Raw genomic sequence first — 19,117 nt, 5'->3', positions numbered from 1 at the left:
GCTAAAGACTCTATTTGACCACCCGATTTCTATCCTAGAAGTTGGCTCAGGTCCAGGCCACCTTGCTGAGGTGATTATCCGAGAAAATAGGCCAAGCACTTACACTCTGTTCGACCTTTCTTTAGCAATGAACCACATTGCCTCTAAGCGCCTTAGTAAGTACGATTCTCGCATTCTCTATAAAACTGGCAGCTTCCTAGATTCAAACTGCTTTTCCGAGTTACGCCGATATGATGCGGTGGTCTGCATGCAGTCCATCCACGAAGTGAAAGATAAACAGCTTGCCCGCGATGTTTATCGCAACATCAAAAAAGTGATCAAACCCGGCGGCTACTTTTTGGTGTGCGATGTTGTATTTGGTGAACCCGGGATGAAAGATTCAAGCATGTTTATGACGGTTAATGAGCAGAAAGAAGCACTAGAAAGTAGCGGTTTTAGCTCCTTAGCACTAGTGTCTGAATATGAAGGCTTAACCTTGTATTCCGCCCAAGTTAAGTAACGAGGAAACACTAAATTCAAAAATCTAGTCATTTCGGATGCAAACTTTGATGATAGCTAGCGAATGCCCCAGTCGGTATTAGCCTTGCTATCCACTTTTATACTAGTGGCTACTTTTTCCAAAACAAAAGCTTGTTAGTAAAGACGCCCAAAGCTAATAACTTTGGCTCTTCTCCGTTTCGTTGAGTCTAAGAAAGTCACCTGATTAGAGCTATATATATGATTTATAATGCCACTTTATCATAACGTGTATTGTGGCATTTTGTTGAATTTACCCAATCAGGTCTTTGTGGGGATCCCTCAGATTTAAACTATTTATTATAAAATACACCTAGTTAAAATATTTCACGCCAGTGTAACAACTAATCAAAAACATCTATCTACTATTCATACTAAGATCCATAAATTTCATCTTTAAAATATGAAAGTTAATAGAGAAAAATGAGTAGCTATGCATAGAAAAATATCAAATAAAGGCATTCTACTCAGTATCTTCACACTAACTCTAATAATATCTCTATACTCAGTTTTTTTATCAATCAATAGTTTATCTAAGAGATGTGATAGATACCATTTAAGAAATGAGATATTATCTCAAACTGGTACGACATCACCACTTAAGAGTAACATAATAAATAAAATAAGAAGCTCAGATGTAACCTCTTCAGCCGAAAGCAAAATCAGCCAAGAGAAGATCTCACCTACACCACGCACTAAGGTACCTTCAAAGAAATACGATATTGAAGACCGAAAGCTATCTAATCAAGATAATGCTAACAAAGCCGTTAGAGAAGAAAAATCAAATATTATCGACATTTCCTTGATAAAAAAGTCTGAAAGTAAAATTATGTCTTCTCTAGAAAGTGATTTCACGGTACAAATCATTGCCACAAAAAATCTTACTCAGATCTATCGCTTAATTAGTAAGTATAAATTGTCTAGCTCCGCGTTAATTTATAGGGCGCGTATAAAAAAACAAAACCTATATATATTATCATTGAATTTTTTTAGTAATAGAGGGGCAGCAAAATTATACTTAACTAAACTGAAACTCAATGGCATGAATGCTTGGATAAAGCCAATCCGGACTATCAAAAAGCAGATAGAAAAGTATAGAAGGCTCAATGCCATCAATGTAAATGTTTAGCCCATATACTAATTGTTTTCACGCATGTAACAAAAGTAGATTAACAACGCATTAGCATGGTTAGTTATAGTTATAGTTCGGAGTAATATATTATTCTACAAAATATACTAGGCACGTATTATCAACCACTTCACATTTACACCTAATAATAATATGTTATCAACAATCTATAAAACTCAGACTAAGGGATCTATTATGTCTAACAATAAAAAAACATGCCCATACAAACACAATAATTTTGTAGTTTCTGAAGAAAATAACAAGAGGATAAGCAAGCAGCCTAAAATAATGACTATAAGAAAGAGAATCGAAGATATAAAAGAGAAAATAGAGTTCGATAAAAACTGGGAACTATAGTGAGAAAATGTAGAGAAATATTTTACAATACTCTGTTTTAAATCACAGTAAACTAATCAACAAAAAATACCAGTTGTCACATACGGGTGAACACAGTTAGATAGTCATTAAATATGGAATAAACATATCATTTACCCCCCTGTGTTATATTATTTACATTTCAATTAGAGTAGAGTTATTAGCAAAGTTAAAAATAACATAACACATTGATTTACAGTAAAAAATAAAGTCACGATAGATCAGTGTTAGTTTTTATTCCACTTACTTTTAGCAAACAGGTTCACACAGGACGTTATGAACATTAAAACTAAGAATATTATATTTACTCTGCTTTTGGGGTTACTACTGCCTACTAAAACAAATGCAAGTTGCTTAAATGCTAAAATACAAGCCAATATGATGCTCAGCGATAATATCAACTCTGGTTACTATAATTACAACCAGAGGAATAACTTTGAATTTTTAACTCCATCCCCAAACATCACGTCATGTATAGTATCGGGGTTAGATTATAAGTTGTTTCCGATTCAGCTTAAAGATTATTACATTAATGGAAAAATAGATAAGATCATTGAATACACAGATAACATTAAGAGATATAGGATAGAGCCAAAAGTCCAGATATCAAGTGATTACATCGATCCTGACGATGACCTCCCAGGTGACCCATGGGTTGAGCCATCGGTATCTTGGGAAAAAATTAATAGTCTCTATATCACAATAACAAACAAAGCAAAATACGAGTTTGATATCAATGGGAGTTCCGACATAATAATTGACTATGTTGTTGATAGGATAGCTAGAGAAGCAGGCGTTTCCAGCCCACTCCAATTTGGAATTAATGTAGCGAACACCCTCGGGTTTAGTGTGAGTAATGCCAAACTATTTAGAATTTTTAATCAGAATGCTTCAAGTATTTCACCGGCTGAGCTTGGCTATTATCTCTACGATGGAAACTATAAAGATCTATCAATACACCTGGTAACTGAGCTTAATGACCTGGTTGGGAAAATAAACCTTAGTGGGTATTCATTTGTTGAGCTATATCATATGAGAAACACCGCAAATGCCTACGCTGGATTGGTAAAGTCGTGGGTGAGATCATATAAGAGATTGTTATTCTTAATCGGTAAAAGTAACTACACAAAAAGAATTAATATTGATAATGTTAATATTGACTATAGTGGTGGGCGATTAATCGACTTTAATCAGCCTTTAATATTGGCACTTACAACATACCCCAAGCCGCATCGAGATCACCGGATGGTTATAAAGCTCACAGCCGATAGCGGGCGAGATCTTTATTTTAAGGATGTCAAAAATGCACTTACTGGGTTGTCCCTAGATAACAGCGCCTTCACCTTCTCTAACGCCATTGATTCTCTGAAAACGTTTAATGAGTTAGTCTCTGAAAATAACTCTGACGTTAGAAATATTAAATTGACTGATAGTGACATAGACAAATTGTCCGATTTTATATCTACATCATTTTCGAACTAATCTGTATTGTTTTTATGGCTTGGACCCAAGAGCGATCATGCCTGACAACTCGAGTGAACAAGCCTTAAACACGCACCATGGAATCAGTGTATGAAAGGCATCCAGTGCTTGTTTAGATAAGAAGTGCATGAGTATGTGTAACTAGAAACGTAGACTAGAGTGACATTTTTATCTGGCTAAATAGTGACATTACTATATTGCAGTTACACCCTAAGTGCGCATTATTAAAATTATGTTAAATATAGAGGTCGAAACGTATTGAAATGGATACTCCCTACCACAGGTTCATGTCATTCATCTCTACAATTTTTTTAATTCTGTCGTTCACGGACCTCCCCGCATGTATACAACGTTCCAATTCAATTGTTATTTTGTGTAGTGCTTGTATTCCAGCGCTGCCAGTTATTCCCTTTAACGAATGGTTGACTTTGCCCAGCTCATCAAGATTTCCTGTTTTGCTGACTTTCACCAAGGTGTCAATGGTAGAGCCTAATTCTTGCCTAATGTCTTCCTTTTTTAATATCGAGCGCTGAACTGTGCGCTTAGGGAGCAGATCGATATTTCTCTTTACTTGATGTGCGATGATATTTTTGACAGTTTTATCAAGATTAATCAGTGATACTGGCTTGGCAAGATAACCACTCATACCAAACTCAATGGCTTTATCGTGCCGAGCCTTGCCTGCATCTGCCGAAACAGCAATGACCATACAGTCTGGATCGAGCACGCGATTCGACACTTTCCTCCATTCGCAGTATGTATCCCAGCCACTCATACCGGGCATTCTTAAGTCTAAGAAAACAGCGTCATAAACCGAACGCTTGCCTTTGTGGATTGCTTCTTTACCATTTTCTGCAAAATCACAGCTGTGCCCCAGCCGATATAATAAAGAGCCTAGTAGTAATCGATTCGTTTTTAGATCATCAACTACAAGGAACTTTAAAGACCAAGGCTGTATATCAAAATGGAAAGGCAATAAGGCAGAATCGCTATTTTGTTCATCTAATAAGGTACTTTCTTCCCATTTTTCCGAAATAAACCGATTAGTTTCATCTAATGTTGTGTCACTTTTCACACTGCTTTTAGTGGGTATTAAATCAGTAATGATACGATCTAAATTTATCGTATTTTTTGTGACAGTAGGGCCATCCATAATCTCAACTTATTCCCTTGTAGTTGACAGCATTTTTCCCTGAACTCTATCAAAACATCCAATAGATTTACGGAGCTTGAGTAGAGACACTTAGCATCATTTTATACGTGGTGGCGGTTTATTCTATCTTTAGAATGTTCAGATATGTATAACCAGTGTGAACATTTGTCATTTTCCTCTATCAGTACAAATTTTAATTGCCATCACTAAATCATTGTCAATTGTCTGTGCCCCTTACTATAAGGAAACATTCAGCAACTCCCTCATTATTGGGTTAAGGTTTAGGATTGAAATTGCCATGAAATTAGAATTTCACTGCTCTATGATACTAATCATAAATTATGTATTCGCCCTATGTTCGGCTTCGATTTTTATAACCATCCACTGTTACTCTCTAAGTGTCCGTTTATACACAATCGGCTAATCAAATTAGCATAGTTATTTTCTTTAAGTATTATATTTATTCATGGCATTTGAAAGACATCTAATCTTGTAACTATTATTTTTGTCATTTTCACTAATTTACTGAATGAATATAGAATAACTCATTTAATATGTAAGAAAAATGTAACCTAAAACCAATTCACATGTTAGCTTGTCCGTCCATTCATCATGGATAGTGATAGGTAATATGCAAACATTAAAAAGATTGATTTATTTATCGGCGCTAAGTTTAGCCGCTTTACCAGCCTACAGTACTGAGTCAACGCAAATACGTCAGCCGATCAACTTTACCAGTTTTTCGGGGTTAAACTCGCAGTTAGGGGTAAACAACGCCACGAGCTTTAAGTCGATAAAAGAAGTAAATCTGAAAAAACAAGGAATCTATAAAGTAAAAATTCAACAAAATATTTGGGGCGTACCTGTTTGGGGTCATCATCTAAATGCAACCCAAAGTTTTCGCGGAGGAGCACTCAAATCCGTTCAAGGAAACTACCTCAAAACCACCACTATTGAACGCTCTTTTGTCAAACCTTCCATTAATAGGGCGCAAGCGGCCAATATTGCTAGCAAAAATATCGCCTCTAGGCTGAGCCCTGAATCGTCTTTAAAAAACGTCAAAGACCAACTCTTTATTTATCAAGATGGCAAAAAAACACGCCTTGTTTATCTGATCTCTTACTTAGTTGAAAACAAGGGCCATCCGACTCGTCCGTTTACAATGATTGATGCGCATACTGGCGAACTGCTTAAGCGTTGGGAAGGTATAACCCATGCACAAATAGGTACTGGCCCAGGTGGTAATGAGAAAACTGGCATGTACGAATATGGCACTGACTACCATTATTTGGATGTGATTGCCAATGGCGATAACTGTGTGATGGAGTCAGATAATGTCATTACCGTTGACCTTAACGGCGGCGTAGATGGGACCACACCTTATAACTATGAGTGCCCTAGAAATACTCACAAAACCATTAACGGAGCCTATTCTCCTCTGAATGATGCCCACTTTTTTGGCAACGTTGTTTTTGACATGTTCAAGGATTGGTTTGACACCGCGCCACTAACGTTCAAATTAATGATGCGTGTTCACTATGGCAATGGGTATGAGAACGCGTTTTGGGATGGTCAGGCCATGACATTTGGTGACGGCCAAGACACCTTCTATCCGTTAGTCAGTTTAGATGTTTCCGCTCATGAAGTTAGCCATGGGTTTACCGAGCAAAACTCGGGCTTAATTTACTCGGGTCAATCTGGTGGTATGAATGAAGCCTTCTCTGATATTGCAGGCGAAGCCGCTGAATACTACATGAAAGGCTCAAATGACTGGATGGTCGGACGTGATATATTCAAAGAAGAAGGGGCGCTGCGTTATATGGATGTTCCTTCACGTGATGGACAGTCCATCGATAACGTTTCCGAATACTATGACGGACTCAATGTTCACTATAGCTCGGGGGTCTTTAACAAAGCCTTCTATCATCTCGCTACCACCCAAGGCTGGGACACCAAAAAAGCGTTTGAAGCGTTTGTACTCGCAAACCAAATTTACTGGGCTGAAGACAGTGACTTTTGGCAAGGCGCTTGTGGTGTGAAAAACGCGGCAAGTGACTTAGGCTACGAAGTATCTAGCGTGGTATCGGCATTTAATGTTGTTGGGGTCGACCCATGTGCTGAGCCCCCTCTGCCACCAGAGCCAGAATATCAACGTTTAGAAAATGGCCAATCGGCAACTGTATCCGGCGGAACAGGATCTAAGCGTTATTTTGATATCGAAGTACCAGAAAACAAGGAAAAGCTAACCATTGAGCTTTCGGTATCTAACGGTGACCCTGATCTTTACGTCGGTTTAGATTACGCTCCAAGCCCTACAGAGAATATCTGTAAAAGTGAAAGTATCACCGATGAAGTGTGTGTGATTGACAACCCAGAACCAGGTCGCTACACAATGAATGTCTTTGGCTACTCCGCATACAGCGATGCGAATATCAAAGCGACGTTCGATTCAAGTGATACCAATCAACCACCCGTCGCTGAATTTGAGCTGACAACAAAAGCTCAGACAGTTGAGCTACAAAGTACCAGTAGCGATACCGACGGAGAGATTGTTTCCTATCAATGGAACCTAGGTGATGGTAACGCCAAAAGTGGTCAGTCAGTCAGCCACACTTATGAAGCTGCAGGAGAGTACACCATTACCTTAACGGTCACCGATGACTCTGGGGCGTCTTCATCCACGAGCAAGCAAGTCACGATAGCAGATAGCTCTGATGCATTCCCTTTGAAGCTGCAATTTGGTAACAAGCAGCCCAACGGCACCGCTAAAATTAAGTTGGCTTGGGAATACGACACCAACGATTATTTCATCATTAAACGCAATGGTAAAAACGTGGGTGCAACGGACTTTAATTCTTATGTCGATACATTCCAACACACTGGTACGGTTGACGTAGAGTATCAAGTCTGTACATCAAGTGGCGTTTGCTCTGAAACGAAACACTATCGATTCATTAATGCTAACTGATCGACTTTGATAATCCTAGAGGGCTCTGCATCGAGCCCTCTATTTCTGTAATTCAATAAAAAGCTTTTTAGGACGAAAAGATGATAAAACAGGTTTTGCAGGTATTGTCAGTAGTAGGCGCCATGTCGGTATCGATGGCATGGGCAAACAGCGATGTTGACGACAATGAAGTTTGGATTACGGCTGGCTCAGATACTCGGCACCTCGTCAGCGTATATGGCACCCTAGTACCTGGGATAGTCAGTAACCGAGAATCCGTCATCGCTAAGATGGATAAAAGCCAATTGGCGGATTTTTCCAGCTATATGCATGCCAGTACTCACCGATGTGGTGGGTTTATGGTACACAAAGATGAGGCTAGTGCTATCAGAGCAGCATCCATGCCTTTAACCAACAGTTCATTTGAAAAACCCGTCATCAGCCACCAAAGTATTGTTAACCCTTTGCTGCTACAGATTGATCGTCAAAAAATCGTGTCTACCATCAGCAATTTGGCTCGTTTTGATAACCGTTTCTACACCACATCTACGGGGATCGCAGCCTCTAATTGGTTATTCGATGAATGGCAGGCGGTCGTAGAAAATGTTCCGTACGCCTCTGTACGACAAATTACCCATACGCAATATCCGCAAAAATCGGTAGAAGTCACATTGCAAGGCGCTAAAAATCCAGATGAAGTGGTTGTGATTGGAGGACATTTGGACTCAACCGTTGGATCGTCAACGACGGAAGGCACTATTTCACCTGGTGCAGATGATGACGCATCAGGCATTGCCATCGTAACAGAGTCGCTACGTTTGATGATTGCCAGTGGGATCCAGCCGGATAAAACCATTAAGTTTTACGGATATGCAGCAGAAGAAGTCGGACTGAGAGGCTCTCAAGACATTGCTCAGACCTTGAAACATGAGCAAGCCAACGTTGTATCAGTATTGCAATTGGATATGACAAACTACAACGGATCAGCGCATGACATTACCTTCATCACTGATTATACCGACAGTAATTTGACCTCCTATTTAACTGAGCTCATCGATGAGTATGCAAACGACATCACCTACGACTTTGATAACTGTGGTTACGCATGCTCGGATCATGCATCCTGGCATAACGAAGGTTACTCTGCAGCCATGCCATTTGAAAGCTTCTTTCATGACTACAACCCTTATATACACACCAAAGACGATACGTTAGAGCGCTCAGATCGTCATGCATTACACGCAGAAAAGTTTGCCAAATTAGCCATTGCTTATCTTGTTGAGACGAGCTTAGCTGATACTAATCCAGGCGTTACCGAGCTGAAAGAGGGTGTACCTGTTGTCGATATCGGTTTGGATTACGCTGAAGAAAAGTTGTTCGCCTTTAAGACTCAAGAAGCAGGTCGCGTCACTATTGCAATGACAGGCTCTAACCGGGGAGATGCTGATCTGTACGTGAAGTACAATGGCGAGGTAAGCAAAACCAACTTTGATTGTCGACCATTTCTACATGGTAGCAATGAGCAGTGTGTTTTCAGCAAGCCAGCCGGTGACTTTAGTATCATGCTACGAGGGTATCGAAAATTTACTGGAGTCGAGCTTGTTGCCAAGTTTGACAAGGGCTTAACGGCAGAGACGATTCAATTAACTTCCGCTAAGTAACAACCTCAAAAAAAGGTGCACACTAAGATGTGGTTCTACTCAGTAGGCCACATCATTTTTGTTGTAATACATCGATCTAAATTGAGGTTTTCAATTCCTATTAAAATTATTTACTCTCATGTGACAATTTTTATTTTTCGCATAATAGATATAAAGCCTTCATATTGGAATATAGTTAATGGCAATCTAGAAAACCTTTCTCATATTAAGAATAAACTCATCAAAAAACCAATCTTAGCCCTATATAAAATTCTGTACTTTCCCTTTTCTAGTGTTTCTCTTTAGATCGAAAAAATGCCAAACTAGTTAGCTTGGCATGGTCAAATTCGACACAAAAAGTCTAACAAATACTAGGATAAGACTTTATATTAAATGGTTATTATTAATAACCAAATAGATTAAAAACAATTATGGAACAAGTATCTTAATAAACAGACCTAATACGAAATTAAATAAATTCAGCATGAAAACAATTCACAAAAACACTATTTTCTCATTGCAATCTTTTTCTCTTTGAAAATATTTCTTATCTTTAATCACTCCATAGACAGTAGGGCTTTACAGGACTCTATAGCAGTCAATCAGACTGTGAAAAAACATATTAAGTTATAAAGTGCCATATTAATTAGTTATAGTGCATTTTAACCAAGATTTATACCCAGATTAAGTTACGGTATTGTCTTTTTCCTGACGAAAGTATTAATACATACTTATAGAATGGCGGCTCGTTTTTAGATTGAATGATTTACTCAGACATTACTTTTTCATGGATAAGAAAAATGTTCAGACAAATTCCCAACTTCCGTCCCATTCGTTACCTGACTAAATTTTCATTTGCCCAATACACTGTATCAATAAGCTTATTTTGTTCGTTTTGTGCCTCAGCTGTCACCCTAGAAAGTGCCAAGAATAGCGTATCCATTGATCCGGGCACACTAGCGATAACGTGGAATAAGCAGTTGATTAATCAAGTAGATGGCCCAGCTCAATCTGTAGTCATAAAGCCACAGAGCTCCAAAGACAAGGTAAGTTGGACGATACCTTCCACTGATGTCCATGTCCAAGCCCAGTTAACAGATAAACTCACGCTTAAGTTTAAACTCGACCATTCTGTATCGATTAAAAAAGCACAGCCAGTTAATATGACCTGGTTTTCATTACCTAAGCATCAGGTAAAAACGTTAATATTGCCTTTTAGTGAAGGGATGAGAGTGCCTATCCACAATCGTCAGTGGGCTGAGTTTTTAACGCACAACTATTCTCCATCTAATACCACGCAAGATTTAAAAATGCCGTTTTGGAGCATCGAAACGCCAAGTGGTTACTTTAGCTTTCAATTGGTCACGGCAACGAATAACACGCTCACTTTTCAAGACGGTAACGCTCGAATTGGTATGCAAGCGTCCCATCAATTTACTCCGTTAAACCGCACTAAAGTTTTTACTGTCATCATAAGTCATGGTGAGTCGATATTATCTGGAGCAAAAACGTATCGGCAATGGCGTATTGATCAACACATGACTGATCCTCTAACGGAGAAGGAAAAACGCAACCCCAATATCGCTAAGTTGATTGGCGCAAGCATGGTATATGTCTTTGGCCGTGACGGCATCTCAGCCAAAGACGTCACCGACTGGTGGGGACTTAAGGCGTGGTTTTTGCAAAATTTTTCTTCTACCGCGGCCAAATCTGACGTTGCCGAACTAAAACGTATTGTAAAAGGCCAGCAATGGTTTAATCACTACAACAAACAACTGCTAGTAAACAATATTAATGCCGCACTAGAGCGAAAGTTCCCTGCGCAAGCGCCAACTTTTGAAAATGATGGGATTCAATCTCAATATCAAGCCGCGCAGCAACGAAAAAGCTGGCTTAGTCAACATGCCGGGAAATATTTGATAGACCCAAGTTTTTGGGGGCAAGCGCTATCTAAGCAAGGAGTAGAAAACCTTCAAAAAGCGGGGCTTAAAAAGTTATGGATCGGCTATGACAATTGGATGCCTGCGTTTTATCAGCCTCAAGTGGTCAAACAAGCTGAGCAAGCGGGTTATCTGGTTGGCGTCTATGACTCTTATAATACGGCGATCCCTCGCGGATTAAATGACACATGGCTCACCGCGCAACTGCCGAAAGTCATGCGTGTATCCTGTGCTATAGAGCAGGCTAATGGCAAAAGCAAGCAAGGCTTTCGAGGTAATGGTTACTATTTAAACCCAGGCTGCCAACAAAGCTATGTAAAGAAGCGCATTGAGCATGTCATCCAATATGGCCACTTCAACAGCTATTTTCTCGATGTCGATGGAACAGGAATGGCCAATGAGGACTATCGAAATGGCACAAGTGAAGATACGATGCTTGCTTCCTTTAATCGTCGTTTAATGTGGACAGCTGAGCATGAACATGTAGTGCTAGGCAGCGAGGATGGCAACAGCCTCACCACATCAGGGCTTGCGTTTGCGCATGGGCTAGAAACGGTCGGCTTTGGTTGGCAAGATAAAGACATGAAAAGCAATCGCAAATCGCCCTATTACTTAGGCCGCTGGTTCCCAGATAATAAGCCGGACTTCTTCTTCAAATCGGCAAAAGTCAAACAGCCATACAAAACACTATTATTTGCCCCACAATATCGCGTTCCGTTGTATCAAGCGGTATTTCATGATGAGGTGATCAATAGCCATCATTGGCACAGCGATAGCCTTAAATTTAGTAATGTGAAGAAAGAACGTGACCTGACAAGTATGCTTTACAATACCCCAGCAATGGTCCATTTAACTCGCGATGAAATGTCCTCACCTGAAAGCCCTCGCTTGCAACAACTCCGTCACTACCAAGCCGGCTATTTGCCGGTTCATTCCGTGCTCTGGGACAAGCAGCTGGTCGACTTTCAGTGGTTAGACAAGCAAGGTAACGTACAATTAACCCGCTTTAGCGATGGCAGTATTATTGTGGCTAACTTCTCCTCAAAAGTGCAGCACGCTAAGGGATTGAATATTGCGCCAATGTCTATAGTGGCGAAACTAAGCAACGGAAAAACAATCACTTGGCAGCCGATGTAAATCGGGGCTTCTATCTTAGCCAAGATCGTAGTAAAGCTCGAGCTTGCGTACTGAATACACGCTTGAGCTTCATTATCCCTGTTTTACTACTCCGCCATTTGTTCAACTCTTACCCCAAGACGCTCTCCCACTTGCATTAACGTCCCGAAACCAATCACTTTGCCATTGGCTCTAAGCCGGACTTGAGGGTTAGCCACGAGCTGCGTTTCCAATATTGATCCAGATTGCAAATTTGCTAAGTCATGAAAAGATACCTCTATCTGGCCAACTTCCATTATGATCGGTACCGTGATTTGGTCTAGATTCACAGGACTTTGTTGAGCGGTTAAGCCTGGAAATTCGTCTTTCGTTGATAAATCCATCAGATCATCAAAATCATTCATCATTTGTTCCACAATAAAGCCTCCACTATCTACAAACTTAATCCCACATATCGGTCTATTTTGGAAAAGCAGTAATTCGCCATTATCGATATTGCAACTCCAATTCAGCACTACCACATCTCCGATGCGCAGCTGCTTCAATTGGGCCATTGTGATGATGCTAAACCCCACAGCACAAGCGATTGGCAAAGTCTCCAACCTTGGCACTGTTTCCACTGGTGACATCGATTGTGTCAGTGTTTCGATAGTCTGGCTCGAGCAGCCTAAAAGATAAAAACAAAGCCTACTATCTGGATTGAAAACCGATGAAGTCGTTAAGCTAACCTCACTATGGCGCCGATCAGACCACGGCGCTTTAGTAATCGCCTCAATATTGTCAATCGATATGCCATGTTGTTTGGCCCAACCAGTGAAGTCCGATAAACACGCTTGCGTTAACGCTGCGTGAAGATCCGATGGGATATGAGCAAACTCATCTACCGCTAACAGTGGCCGGACAAAGTCCAGCCACTCAGAGGCTTTACAATATAGTCTTACGTTCTCTGCCAAAATTGTTAGCCTGACCAATAGCCATTCGTTGCTTGCACAGCTGACCGCCTCGATACTCAACGTCAACTTGTTGTGCTCGTTTATCATGGCTTCAAAACCATGGCCAATGCGTCGATAAAGCGCCATTAACTCCAGTGGAAACTTGGCTAAATCTAGATCAGCGAGCTCAGATATATTGCTATCTACCATCAAGCGGCTCCAAGTGAATGTCCACACTGTATGAGCAATATAAATTGGCTTTGTGCGCAAGGTGACTCATGCAACGCTTTAAAGATTGATACTGATCTGCCTGCTTAGCTTTAAGGGCTATTTGCACCCTTCCGGCAGACAAACTCGCTTGCAGTTCAAGCCCAATCATAGGGCCACTTAGCAGTTTAACGTGCAATGAATGGATACTGACACGAGTGATGGCGAAAGTATCCGACTGATACACCGAACCTACCCGTTTTAGAGATTGAACTTGCTCGGTGGCATTGTTAGGCCAAGGGGAAATGAATTCCATTAGCCTATCGCTACGGCCTTGGAAGATACCCATCATCATGGACTCTTCATCGCTATTTTGTTTCTTGAGCAATTTGCCAAAGGCTTGTTCGTTGCTATCATCAGAATGAGACGAATCATGTTGGACGTGGGCCGCTTTTGACGAAGAATGGGTTTTAGCGAATATATTCATTGAATTCACCCTCAATGAGATAGTTAAGCTTTTCTTGCTCTATGCGATTTTTCTTTAATGTGACTATCAAAGCTAATCGCTCATGCTCCAATCGCTCATGCTGTTGTTTCGCTCGTTCAATCTCTTGCTTAAGCTGAATATCACGGCGATGTAAGTCTGCCATTTGCGATTTAAAAGCAATGAGTTTTTTATGATCAAACGTCGTTTGTTGGCTGCACTTATGACGCCAATCTTCCCACAGCTCCAATCGCGTCGAATTCAGCTCAATGTCTTGCGCTTGCAAATCTTTTTGTTGGGCCTCAATTTGTGCCATTTTTCTGCGTATGCTGTGCTCTTTGTGTTTTTTGATTTTGAGTAGTCTTAGGAACACATGACACCTACCGATTCAGCCAGTTCATTTCTAGTTTGCTCGAAACTCACCACTTCATCGGTATCCTGGCAAAGAAATTGATTGATCGCTTGATGCCGATCTAATGCCTCATCGGAAAAAGAATCTTGGCCGCGTTGATACTCCCCCACTCTTACCAAAAGCTCAATGTCACGATACGCCGATAACAGACGTCGAAGTCTTGCAGAGTGTTGTGTATGACTTGCATCACTAATTTGATTCATCACCCGACTGACACTCGCCAACACATCAATTGCCGGATAGTGATTTTGTGCCGCTAGCCTTCGAGACAAGACAATATGACCGTCTAGAATCGAGCGTACTTCGTCAGCCACAGGTTCATTCATGTTGTCTCCTTCCACTAACACCGTATAAATACCAGTAATACTGCCAATCGGGGCGGGACCTGCCCTTTCTAATAAGCGAGGCAATTGAGCAAACATACTTGGCGGATAGCCGCCTGCAGCCGGAGGCTCGCCTGCGGCGAGACTGATTTCTCGCGAGGCTCTGGCAAACCGAGTGAGAGAGTCCACCATCAAAAGCACATTTTTTCCTTGGTCACGAAAATATTCCGCTATCGTCGTCGCCGTAAATGCCGCTTTCTGGCGCTCTAACGCTGGCCTATCCGACGTAGAAACAACAACGACCGCTTTTTTCCGAACCTCTGCTGTTAATACCTGGTCTAAAAACTCTCTCACTTCTCTTCCACGCTCTCCAACCAGTGCGAGCACAACCACATCAGCTTCACAACCCGACGCGATCATACTGAGCAAGGTACTCTTGCCCCCTCCTGCCGCGGCAAAGATTCCTACCCTTTGACCTTGCCCGCAAGTCAATAGACCATCAATGGCGCGAACCCCCAGAGGAAGAATCTGATCGATTAAACCGCGCTCTAAAGGGGCAGGAGCCAGCGCATTCAGAGAACGATATTCTTTAATGTCAGCATCAATAACATCGGCATTCAGTAGCTCACCCAGACCATCCACCACAGAGCCAATCAAATGATCGCCAAGGCCGATTTGCAGCGCTTTTCCTGTCGACCAAACCGGCTGGCCACAGCTCACACCAAACGGTTCAGAAAACGGAGAAAGCAACGCAGTTTCTCCTTCCAAAGCCACCACTTCTGCAAGTAATTCACTGTCGACTCGGCATAATTCTCCTAAAAAAGCGTTCGGTAAATGTGCACCAATGAGTGTTTGCCCAACAGATATCACTTTTCCAGCAAAGCGCATACTTTGCACATGCAGATCGCCGACGAACAATGCATTGCTTAGCTGCTCACTCACACGAATTTTATCAGGCAACCTCATCGGCTAACTCCTCGCCAATCAAGTCAATGCTGCCTTGAACTTTCAACTCAACGTCTTCACCTAATTCTTGGAAGGAAAGAACGGGTAAGGTATACAGATCTTTTTCGATGATTTTTCTTAGGTATCGACGAACGTCGATGGCAGTCAACAATACGGTATCAGGCTCACAACCTAAGGTATGCTCACTGATCTGCTCCAAAATAAGCATATTTTGTTGGGGAGAGAGCGCGGAGTATCCACCTGCCGCAGTTTGGCGAATGGATTCTCTAACAAGGTTTTCAATCCCATCACCAATTAGATAGCAATAAATACTGCCCTCATTGCCTCTTTGATAGCGCCCTTTAATATGTCGACTTAATGCCACACGAACATATTCGGTAAGAAGCACCACGTCTTTCTCTTTCTGAGACCACTCTAAAAGGGCTTCAAAGATACTTCTTAGATCGCGAATGGAAATGCTTTCCGAGACTAACCTTTGCAGAACTTCTGCAATCTTGCCTATCGGTAACTGTCTTTGTAACTCTTTGACCAGCTCAGAGTATTTGCTTTCCATACCATCCATTAAGAAGCGACATTCCTGAACACCGATAAACTCTCCAGCGTAGCGGTCCAGCACACGAGATAATAGTGTCATTATTTGCTCGCTACTTTTGTAAATCTGGCTGCCTGTCTCTGATAAAGACTCACCTTGACTCTCCTCAACCCAACACAGATGAGCACTGCCAAAAGGGAGTGGCTGTTCAATAGCGTTCGCTATTCGATTTGCATTACCTTCAACAAGAATTTGACCTTCTGGCAGGTGCAGATTCAGCACTTGTTCTTGATACAGCAGCACTTGTAGCGTTCTGCTAGGTAAACTCTCTTCTTGTTGAAGTACGACTTCAGGTAATGGTACGCCAAGCTGTTCGAATTTTTTCCAACGAAGTAGGTCGATATCAGGCAATAACCCAGCCGATGTCGTCAGTTGAGGGGAAAGACGCAGCATTAGAGGGACAGCCCCCGGTGTGATATCACCATCTACCGATTTGGCACTTTGTTTGCTACTTGAAATCGCACCGGATGGGTGTAATTTATTGCGTCTCATCAACAGAAGTGCTCCAGCCAACATTAACCCAGCCAGAGCCAAAAAAACAAAAAAAGGAAATCCCGGAATCACTGCAAAGACAAGTAACACACCCACTGCAATCAACAAGGCTTGTGGCTGTTTACCGATTTGACTGGTCAAATCTTTCGCTAAGTTCTGTTTCTCTTCTCCTGGGACTCGAGTGACGATGATTCCCGCCGTAATAGAAATCAACAGCGCGGGTATTTGTGCGATTAACCCATCACCCACCGATAAGATGGCATAGGTCGATGCCGCCTCCGATGCACTCATTCCGTGCTGCATAACACCAACGGTAATACCACCTAGGATATTGACCAGAATCACTATCATGCCAGCGATAGCGTCTCCTTTGACAAACTTCATCGCACCGTCCATTGCACCATAAAGCTGACTTTCTTTCTGGACCATCGTTCTTTGCCGCTTGGCTTCTTCGGCATCAATGGTGCCAGCACGCAAGTCACCATCAATACTCATTTGTTTACCTGGCATTCCATCGAGAGAAAATCGCGCACCGACCTCCGCCACCCGCTCTGATCCTTTCGTAATAACGATAAATTGCACGATGGTAATGATGGCAAATATGATCATTCCCACCACCATATTGCCGCCAACAACAAAGTTACCAAAGGTATAAACAATTTCTCCGGCATCGTGTTGAAGCAAGATGAGGCGACTGGTAGAAATGGTTAACGACAGCCTAAACAGCGTGGTAATCAAGAGCACCGACGGAAACACGGAAAACTCCAGCGGTTCACGAATATAAACAGCAATCATCAATAGTATTATTGAAAAAGTTAAGTTTATCGCGATAAGCAGATCAACCAGCGCCGTGGGTAAAGGCAAAATCATCATGAAAATGGCAACCATTAACATCACGATTAAAACGATATCTTGTCTACCCGCGACCATGGCAAGAAATTGACTTAGCTTTTTCACCATACTCCCCTTGATGCGCGCGTTAACAGTCGGCTTAAGTATTGATACAAGGGATAAAGCGCATCACCACTAAATACGGCGTGAGGAATAGAAACAGAACACACCAATATATCACCAAGACGAAAACACCGAACCAATAGACCAAAAGTTCGCTCTATATTTAACCGCTCCATTGCCCATAACTGAGCTTTTTGTATCCTAGTGGCCTCTATCGCTAGCCCAACAGAAAATAAAACGTGTTCACTTTTTTGTTCAATAAACAACCTTTCGTTATCTCTAATCAGCTCAATACAGTCATCTGCACGGACACCAAAAACCCCAATCAGCTCCATAAACCGATCCAGATTCCGCTGAGTCTTTAAATCCATGTTACTCATGGTGTATCCGCGTACATTCCTTGCACCTCCAAACAAACTTCTAAGATCGTCTCTCGTTGATCTTCATCGCTAAAGCACGGGTCGGGCATGTTTGTGATCACGTCCTGTAGGCGGCGCAAATAAGCCAATCGAGTTTGCTGCTCCAATAGCCCTAGAAACATCATCCTTGAGTCTAACCAGTCAGAATATAACCAAGCTTGGTCGATCATAAGGATGAGCTCTTCGATCACTTGTATTCCCGTAAGGGGCGCACCTAGCTCTGAGATAACGCTAGCAATATGTTCACACTGCTTACCTAGGCCGAAAAAAAGCAATAGCTTGCGCAAGTCGACAATCACTGAAGCCAATTTATTACCCTGAGCAACCTTGCCTTGGCATGACAGCTCAAAGGCTAACCCTCGTATCAGCGTTTTAAGTTTTCTATTTCTATCAGGTAGGCCTTTTAACTTCATAAACAGCTCATTGAGCTTCAAACCACCATCGCAGGCTTTTTGATAAATTCTTGTAAGTTGCGTGGTGATCTCGCCCGTGGCTGGACCAAACTCTAGGAAAGTAAATAAATCAATGCCGAGCACATCAGATTGCTCAAGCGTATCCTGAAGCGCTTTCTTTAGCCGCTTGCGCTGAGCAGAACTCAACCCTCCCCTCATCAGGATAAAGCCGAGAATCAATACAATCTCTGCATTCGTGGCGCCTTTTTGCTGCATAAAGGCGAGTGGATCGGACGCATCCAATACGCCTGGGTATTTAGCAGCCAGTTGCGTTAACTGCACCGGATCAACCGCATTAATTTGCTTGATCAGTTTATCGAGCGCTTCTTTGTTTTGTTCAAGTTCAGAGCGTGACTTATCTTTGCCCGCTTTCAGATCACGTAAGCGCCCACCGAGTGCAAAACTTGCATCTTCCATTGCTTCTGATAGCGCACCTTGTTTAATGTCAATAAGCGCGGATTTCACCGACTCTTGAATCGACGTCCCGGGGTGGATCTGCTTAACGCCACTCTTGTCGTTAGCCACATCCTCGTTGATGAGAAGTGAGTTCGCTGCATGGCTTTTCTCTATGACATTACCCATCTAA

Annotated in this window: 15 protein-coding genes; 7 read left to right on the top strand and 8 right to left on the bottom strand. The window is 41.8% G+C overall.

The genetic code is table 11. From position 1 onward, the window contains the following. The 4 genes from M9194_RS20175 to M9194_RS20160 form a co-directional block, all read left to right on the top strand. A partial coding sequence (locus M9194_RS20175) for a class I SAM-dependent methyltransferase (protein ID WP_250614502.1) occupies positions 1-499 on the top strand: 499 nt, incomplete at its 5' end. 450 nt (positions 500-949) lie between these two features. After that, positions 950-1,645 (top strand): SPOR domain-containing protein, encoded by a 696-nt coding sequence (locus M9194_RS20170; protein WP_250614501.1) that lies wholly within the window; start codon positions 950-952, stop codon positions 1,643-1,645. A gap of 195 nt (positions 1,646-1,840) precedes the next feature. Further along, the gene (locus tag M9194_RS20165) at positions 1,841-2,002 is read left to right on the top strand and encodes a hypothetical protein (protein ID WP_250614500.1); all 162 of its coding nucleotides are present in this window, start codon (positions 1,841-1,843) and stop codon (positions 2,000-2,002) included. 294 nt (positions 2,003-2,296) lie between these two features. After that, a complete protein-coding gene (locus M9194_RS20160; RefSeq protein ID WP_250614499.1) occupies positions 2,297-3,502 on the top strand; it encodes a hypothetical protein in 1,206 nt (401 codons plus the stop codon). 274 nt (positions 3,503-3,776) lie between these two features. Here M9194_RS20160 and M9194_RS20155 read toward each other — a convergent pair whose 3' ends face one another. Continuing rightward, positions 3,777-4,655: a response regulator gene (locus M9194_RS20155; RefSeq protein WP_250614498.1), complete on the bottom strand. Its 879-nt coding sequence runs from the start codon at positions 4,653-4,655 to the stop codon at positions 3,777-3,779. Between the two features lie 631 nt (positions 4,656-5,286). Here M9194_RS20155 and M9194_RS20150 point away from each other — a divergent pair. The 3 genes from M9194_RS20150 to M9194_RS20140 all read left to right on the top strand — a co-directional run bounded on the left by M9194_RS20150 (position 5,287) and on the right by M9194_RS20140 (position 12,319). Further along, positions 5,287-7,623 (top strand): M4 family metallopeptidase, encoded by a 2,337-nt coding sequence (locus M9194_RS20150; protein WP_250614497.1) that lies wholly within the window; start codon positions 5,287-5,289, stop codon positions 7,621-7,623. Between the two features lie 80 nt (positions 7,624-7,703). Beyond that, positions 7,704-9,263 carry a M20/M25/M40 family metallo-hydrolase gene (locus M9194_RS20145; RefSeq protein WP_431769434.1) on the top strand — a complete coding sequence of 520 codons (1,560 nt, stop codon included), beginning with the start codon at positions 7,704-7,706 and terminating at the stop codon, positions 9,261-9,263. A gap of 779 nt (positions 9,264-10,042) precedes the next feature. Beyond that, a complete protein-coding gene (locus M9194_RS20140) occupies positions 10,043-12,319 on the top strand; it encodes a glycoside hydrolase (RefSeq protein WP_250614496.1) in 2,277 nt (758 codons plus the stop codon). 86 nt (positions 12,320-12,405) lie between these two features. On the opposite strand, the gene sctQ is transcribed toward M9194_RS20140, so the two are convergent. From sctQ to M9194_RS20105, 7 genes are read right to left on the bottom strand one after another with little or no spacing between them, the layout of a single operon-like run. Next, positions 12,406-13,440 carry a type III secretion system cytoplasmic ring protein SctQ gene (gene sctQ / locus M9194_RS20135; RefSeq protein WP_250614495.1) on the bottom strand — a complete coding sequence of 345 codons (1,035 nt, stop codon included), beginning with the start codon at positions 13,438-13,440 and terminating at the stop codon, positions 12,406-12,408. Beyond that, positions 13,430-13,924 carry a hypothetical protein gene (locus tag M9194_RS20130; RefSeq protein WP_250614494.1) on the bottom strand — a complete coding sequence of 165 codons (495 nt, stop codon included), beginning with the start codon at positions 13,922-13,924 and terminating at the stop codon, positions 13,430-13,432. The genes sctQ and M9194_RS20130 overlap by 11 nt, the downstream gene beginning before the upstream one ends. Then, complete coding sequence (locus M9194_RS20125) at positions 13,908-14,237, bottom strand: hypothetical protein (protein ID WP_250614493.1); 330 nt, start codon at positions 14,235-14,237, stop codon at positions 13,908-13,910. Before M9194_RS20125 ends, M9194_RS20130 begins: the two co-directional genes overlap by 17 nt. A gap of 47 nt (positions 14,238-14,284) precedes the next feature. Continuing rightward, complete coding sequence (gene sctN / locus M9194_RS20120) at positions 14,285-15,622, bottom strand: type III secretion system ATPase SctN (RefSeq protein WP_284676659.1); 1,338 nt, start codon at positions 15,620-15,622, stop codon at positions 14,285-14,287. Beyond that, the gene (locus tag M9194_RS20115) at positions 15,609-17,663 is read right to left on the bottom strand and encodes an EscV/YscV/HrcV family type III secretion system export apparatus protein (protein ID WP_431769435.1); all 2,055 of its coding nucleotides are present in this window, start codon (positions 17,661-17,663) and stop codon (positions 15,609-15,611) included. The genes sctN and M9194_RS20115 overlap by 14 nt, the downstream gene beginning before the upstream one ends. Continuing rightward, positions 17,660-18,040 carry a hypothetical protein gene (locus M9194_RS20110; protein WP_250614491.1) on the bottom strand — a complete coding sequence of 127 codons (381 nt, stop codon included), beginning with the start codon at positions 18,038-18,040 and terminating at the stop codon, positions 17,660-17,662. The genes M9194_RS20115 and M9194_RS20110 overlap by 4 nt, the downstream gene beginning before the upstream one ends. Next, positions 18,037-19,113 (bottom strand): TyeA family type III secretion system gatekeeper subunit, encoded by a 1,077-nt coding sequence (locus tag M9194_RS20105; protein ID WP_250614490.1) that lies wholly within the window; start codon positions 19,111-19,113, stop codon positions 18,037-18,039. The genes M9194_RS20110 and M9194_RS20105 overlap by 4 nt, the downstream gene beginning before the upstream one ends. Positions 19,114-19,117: the final 4 nt, after the last annotated feature.

Source organism: Vibrio sinus (assembly GCF_023634645.1).
In the GTDB taxonomy this organism is placed as follows: domain Bacteria; phylum Pseudomonadota; class Gammaproteobacteria; order Enterobacterales; family Vibrionaceae; genus Vibrio; species Vibrio sinus.
Note: the sequence above shows the minus strand (reverse complement) of the source record. Positions and strands in the feature narration are given on the sequence as shown.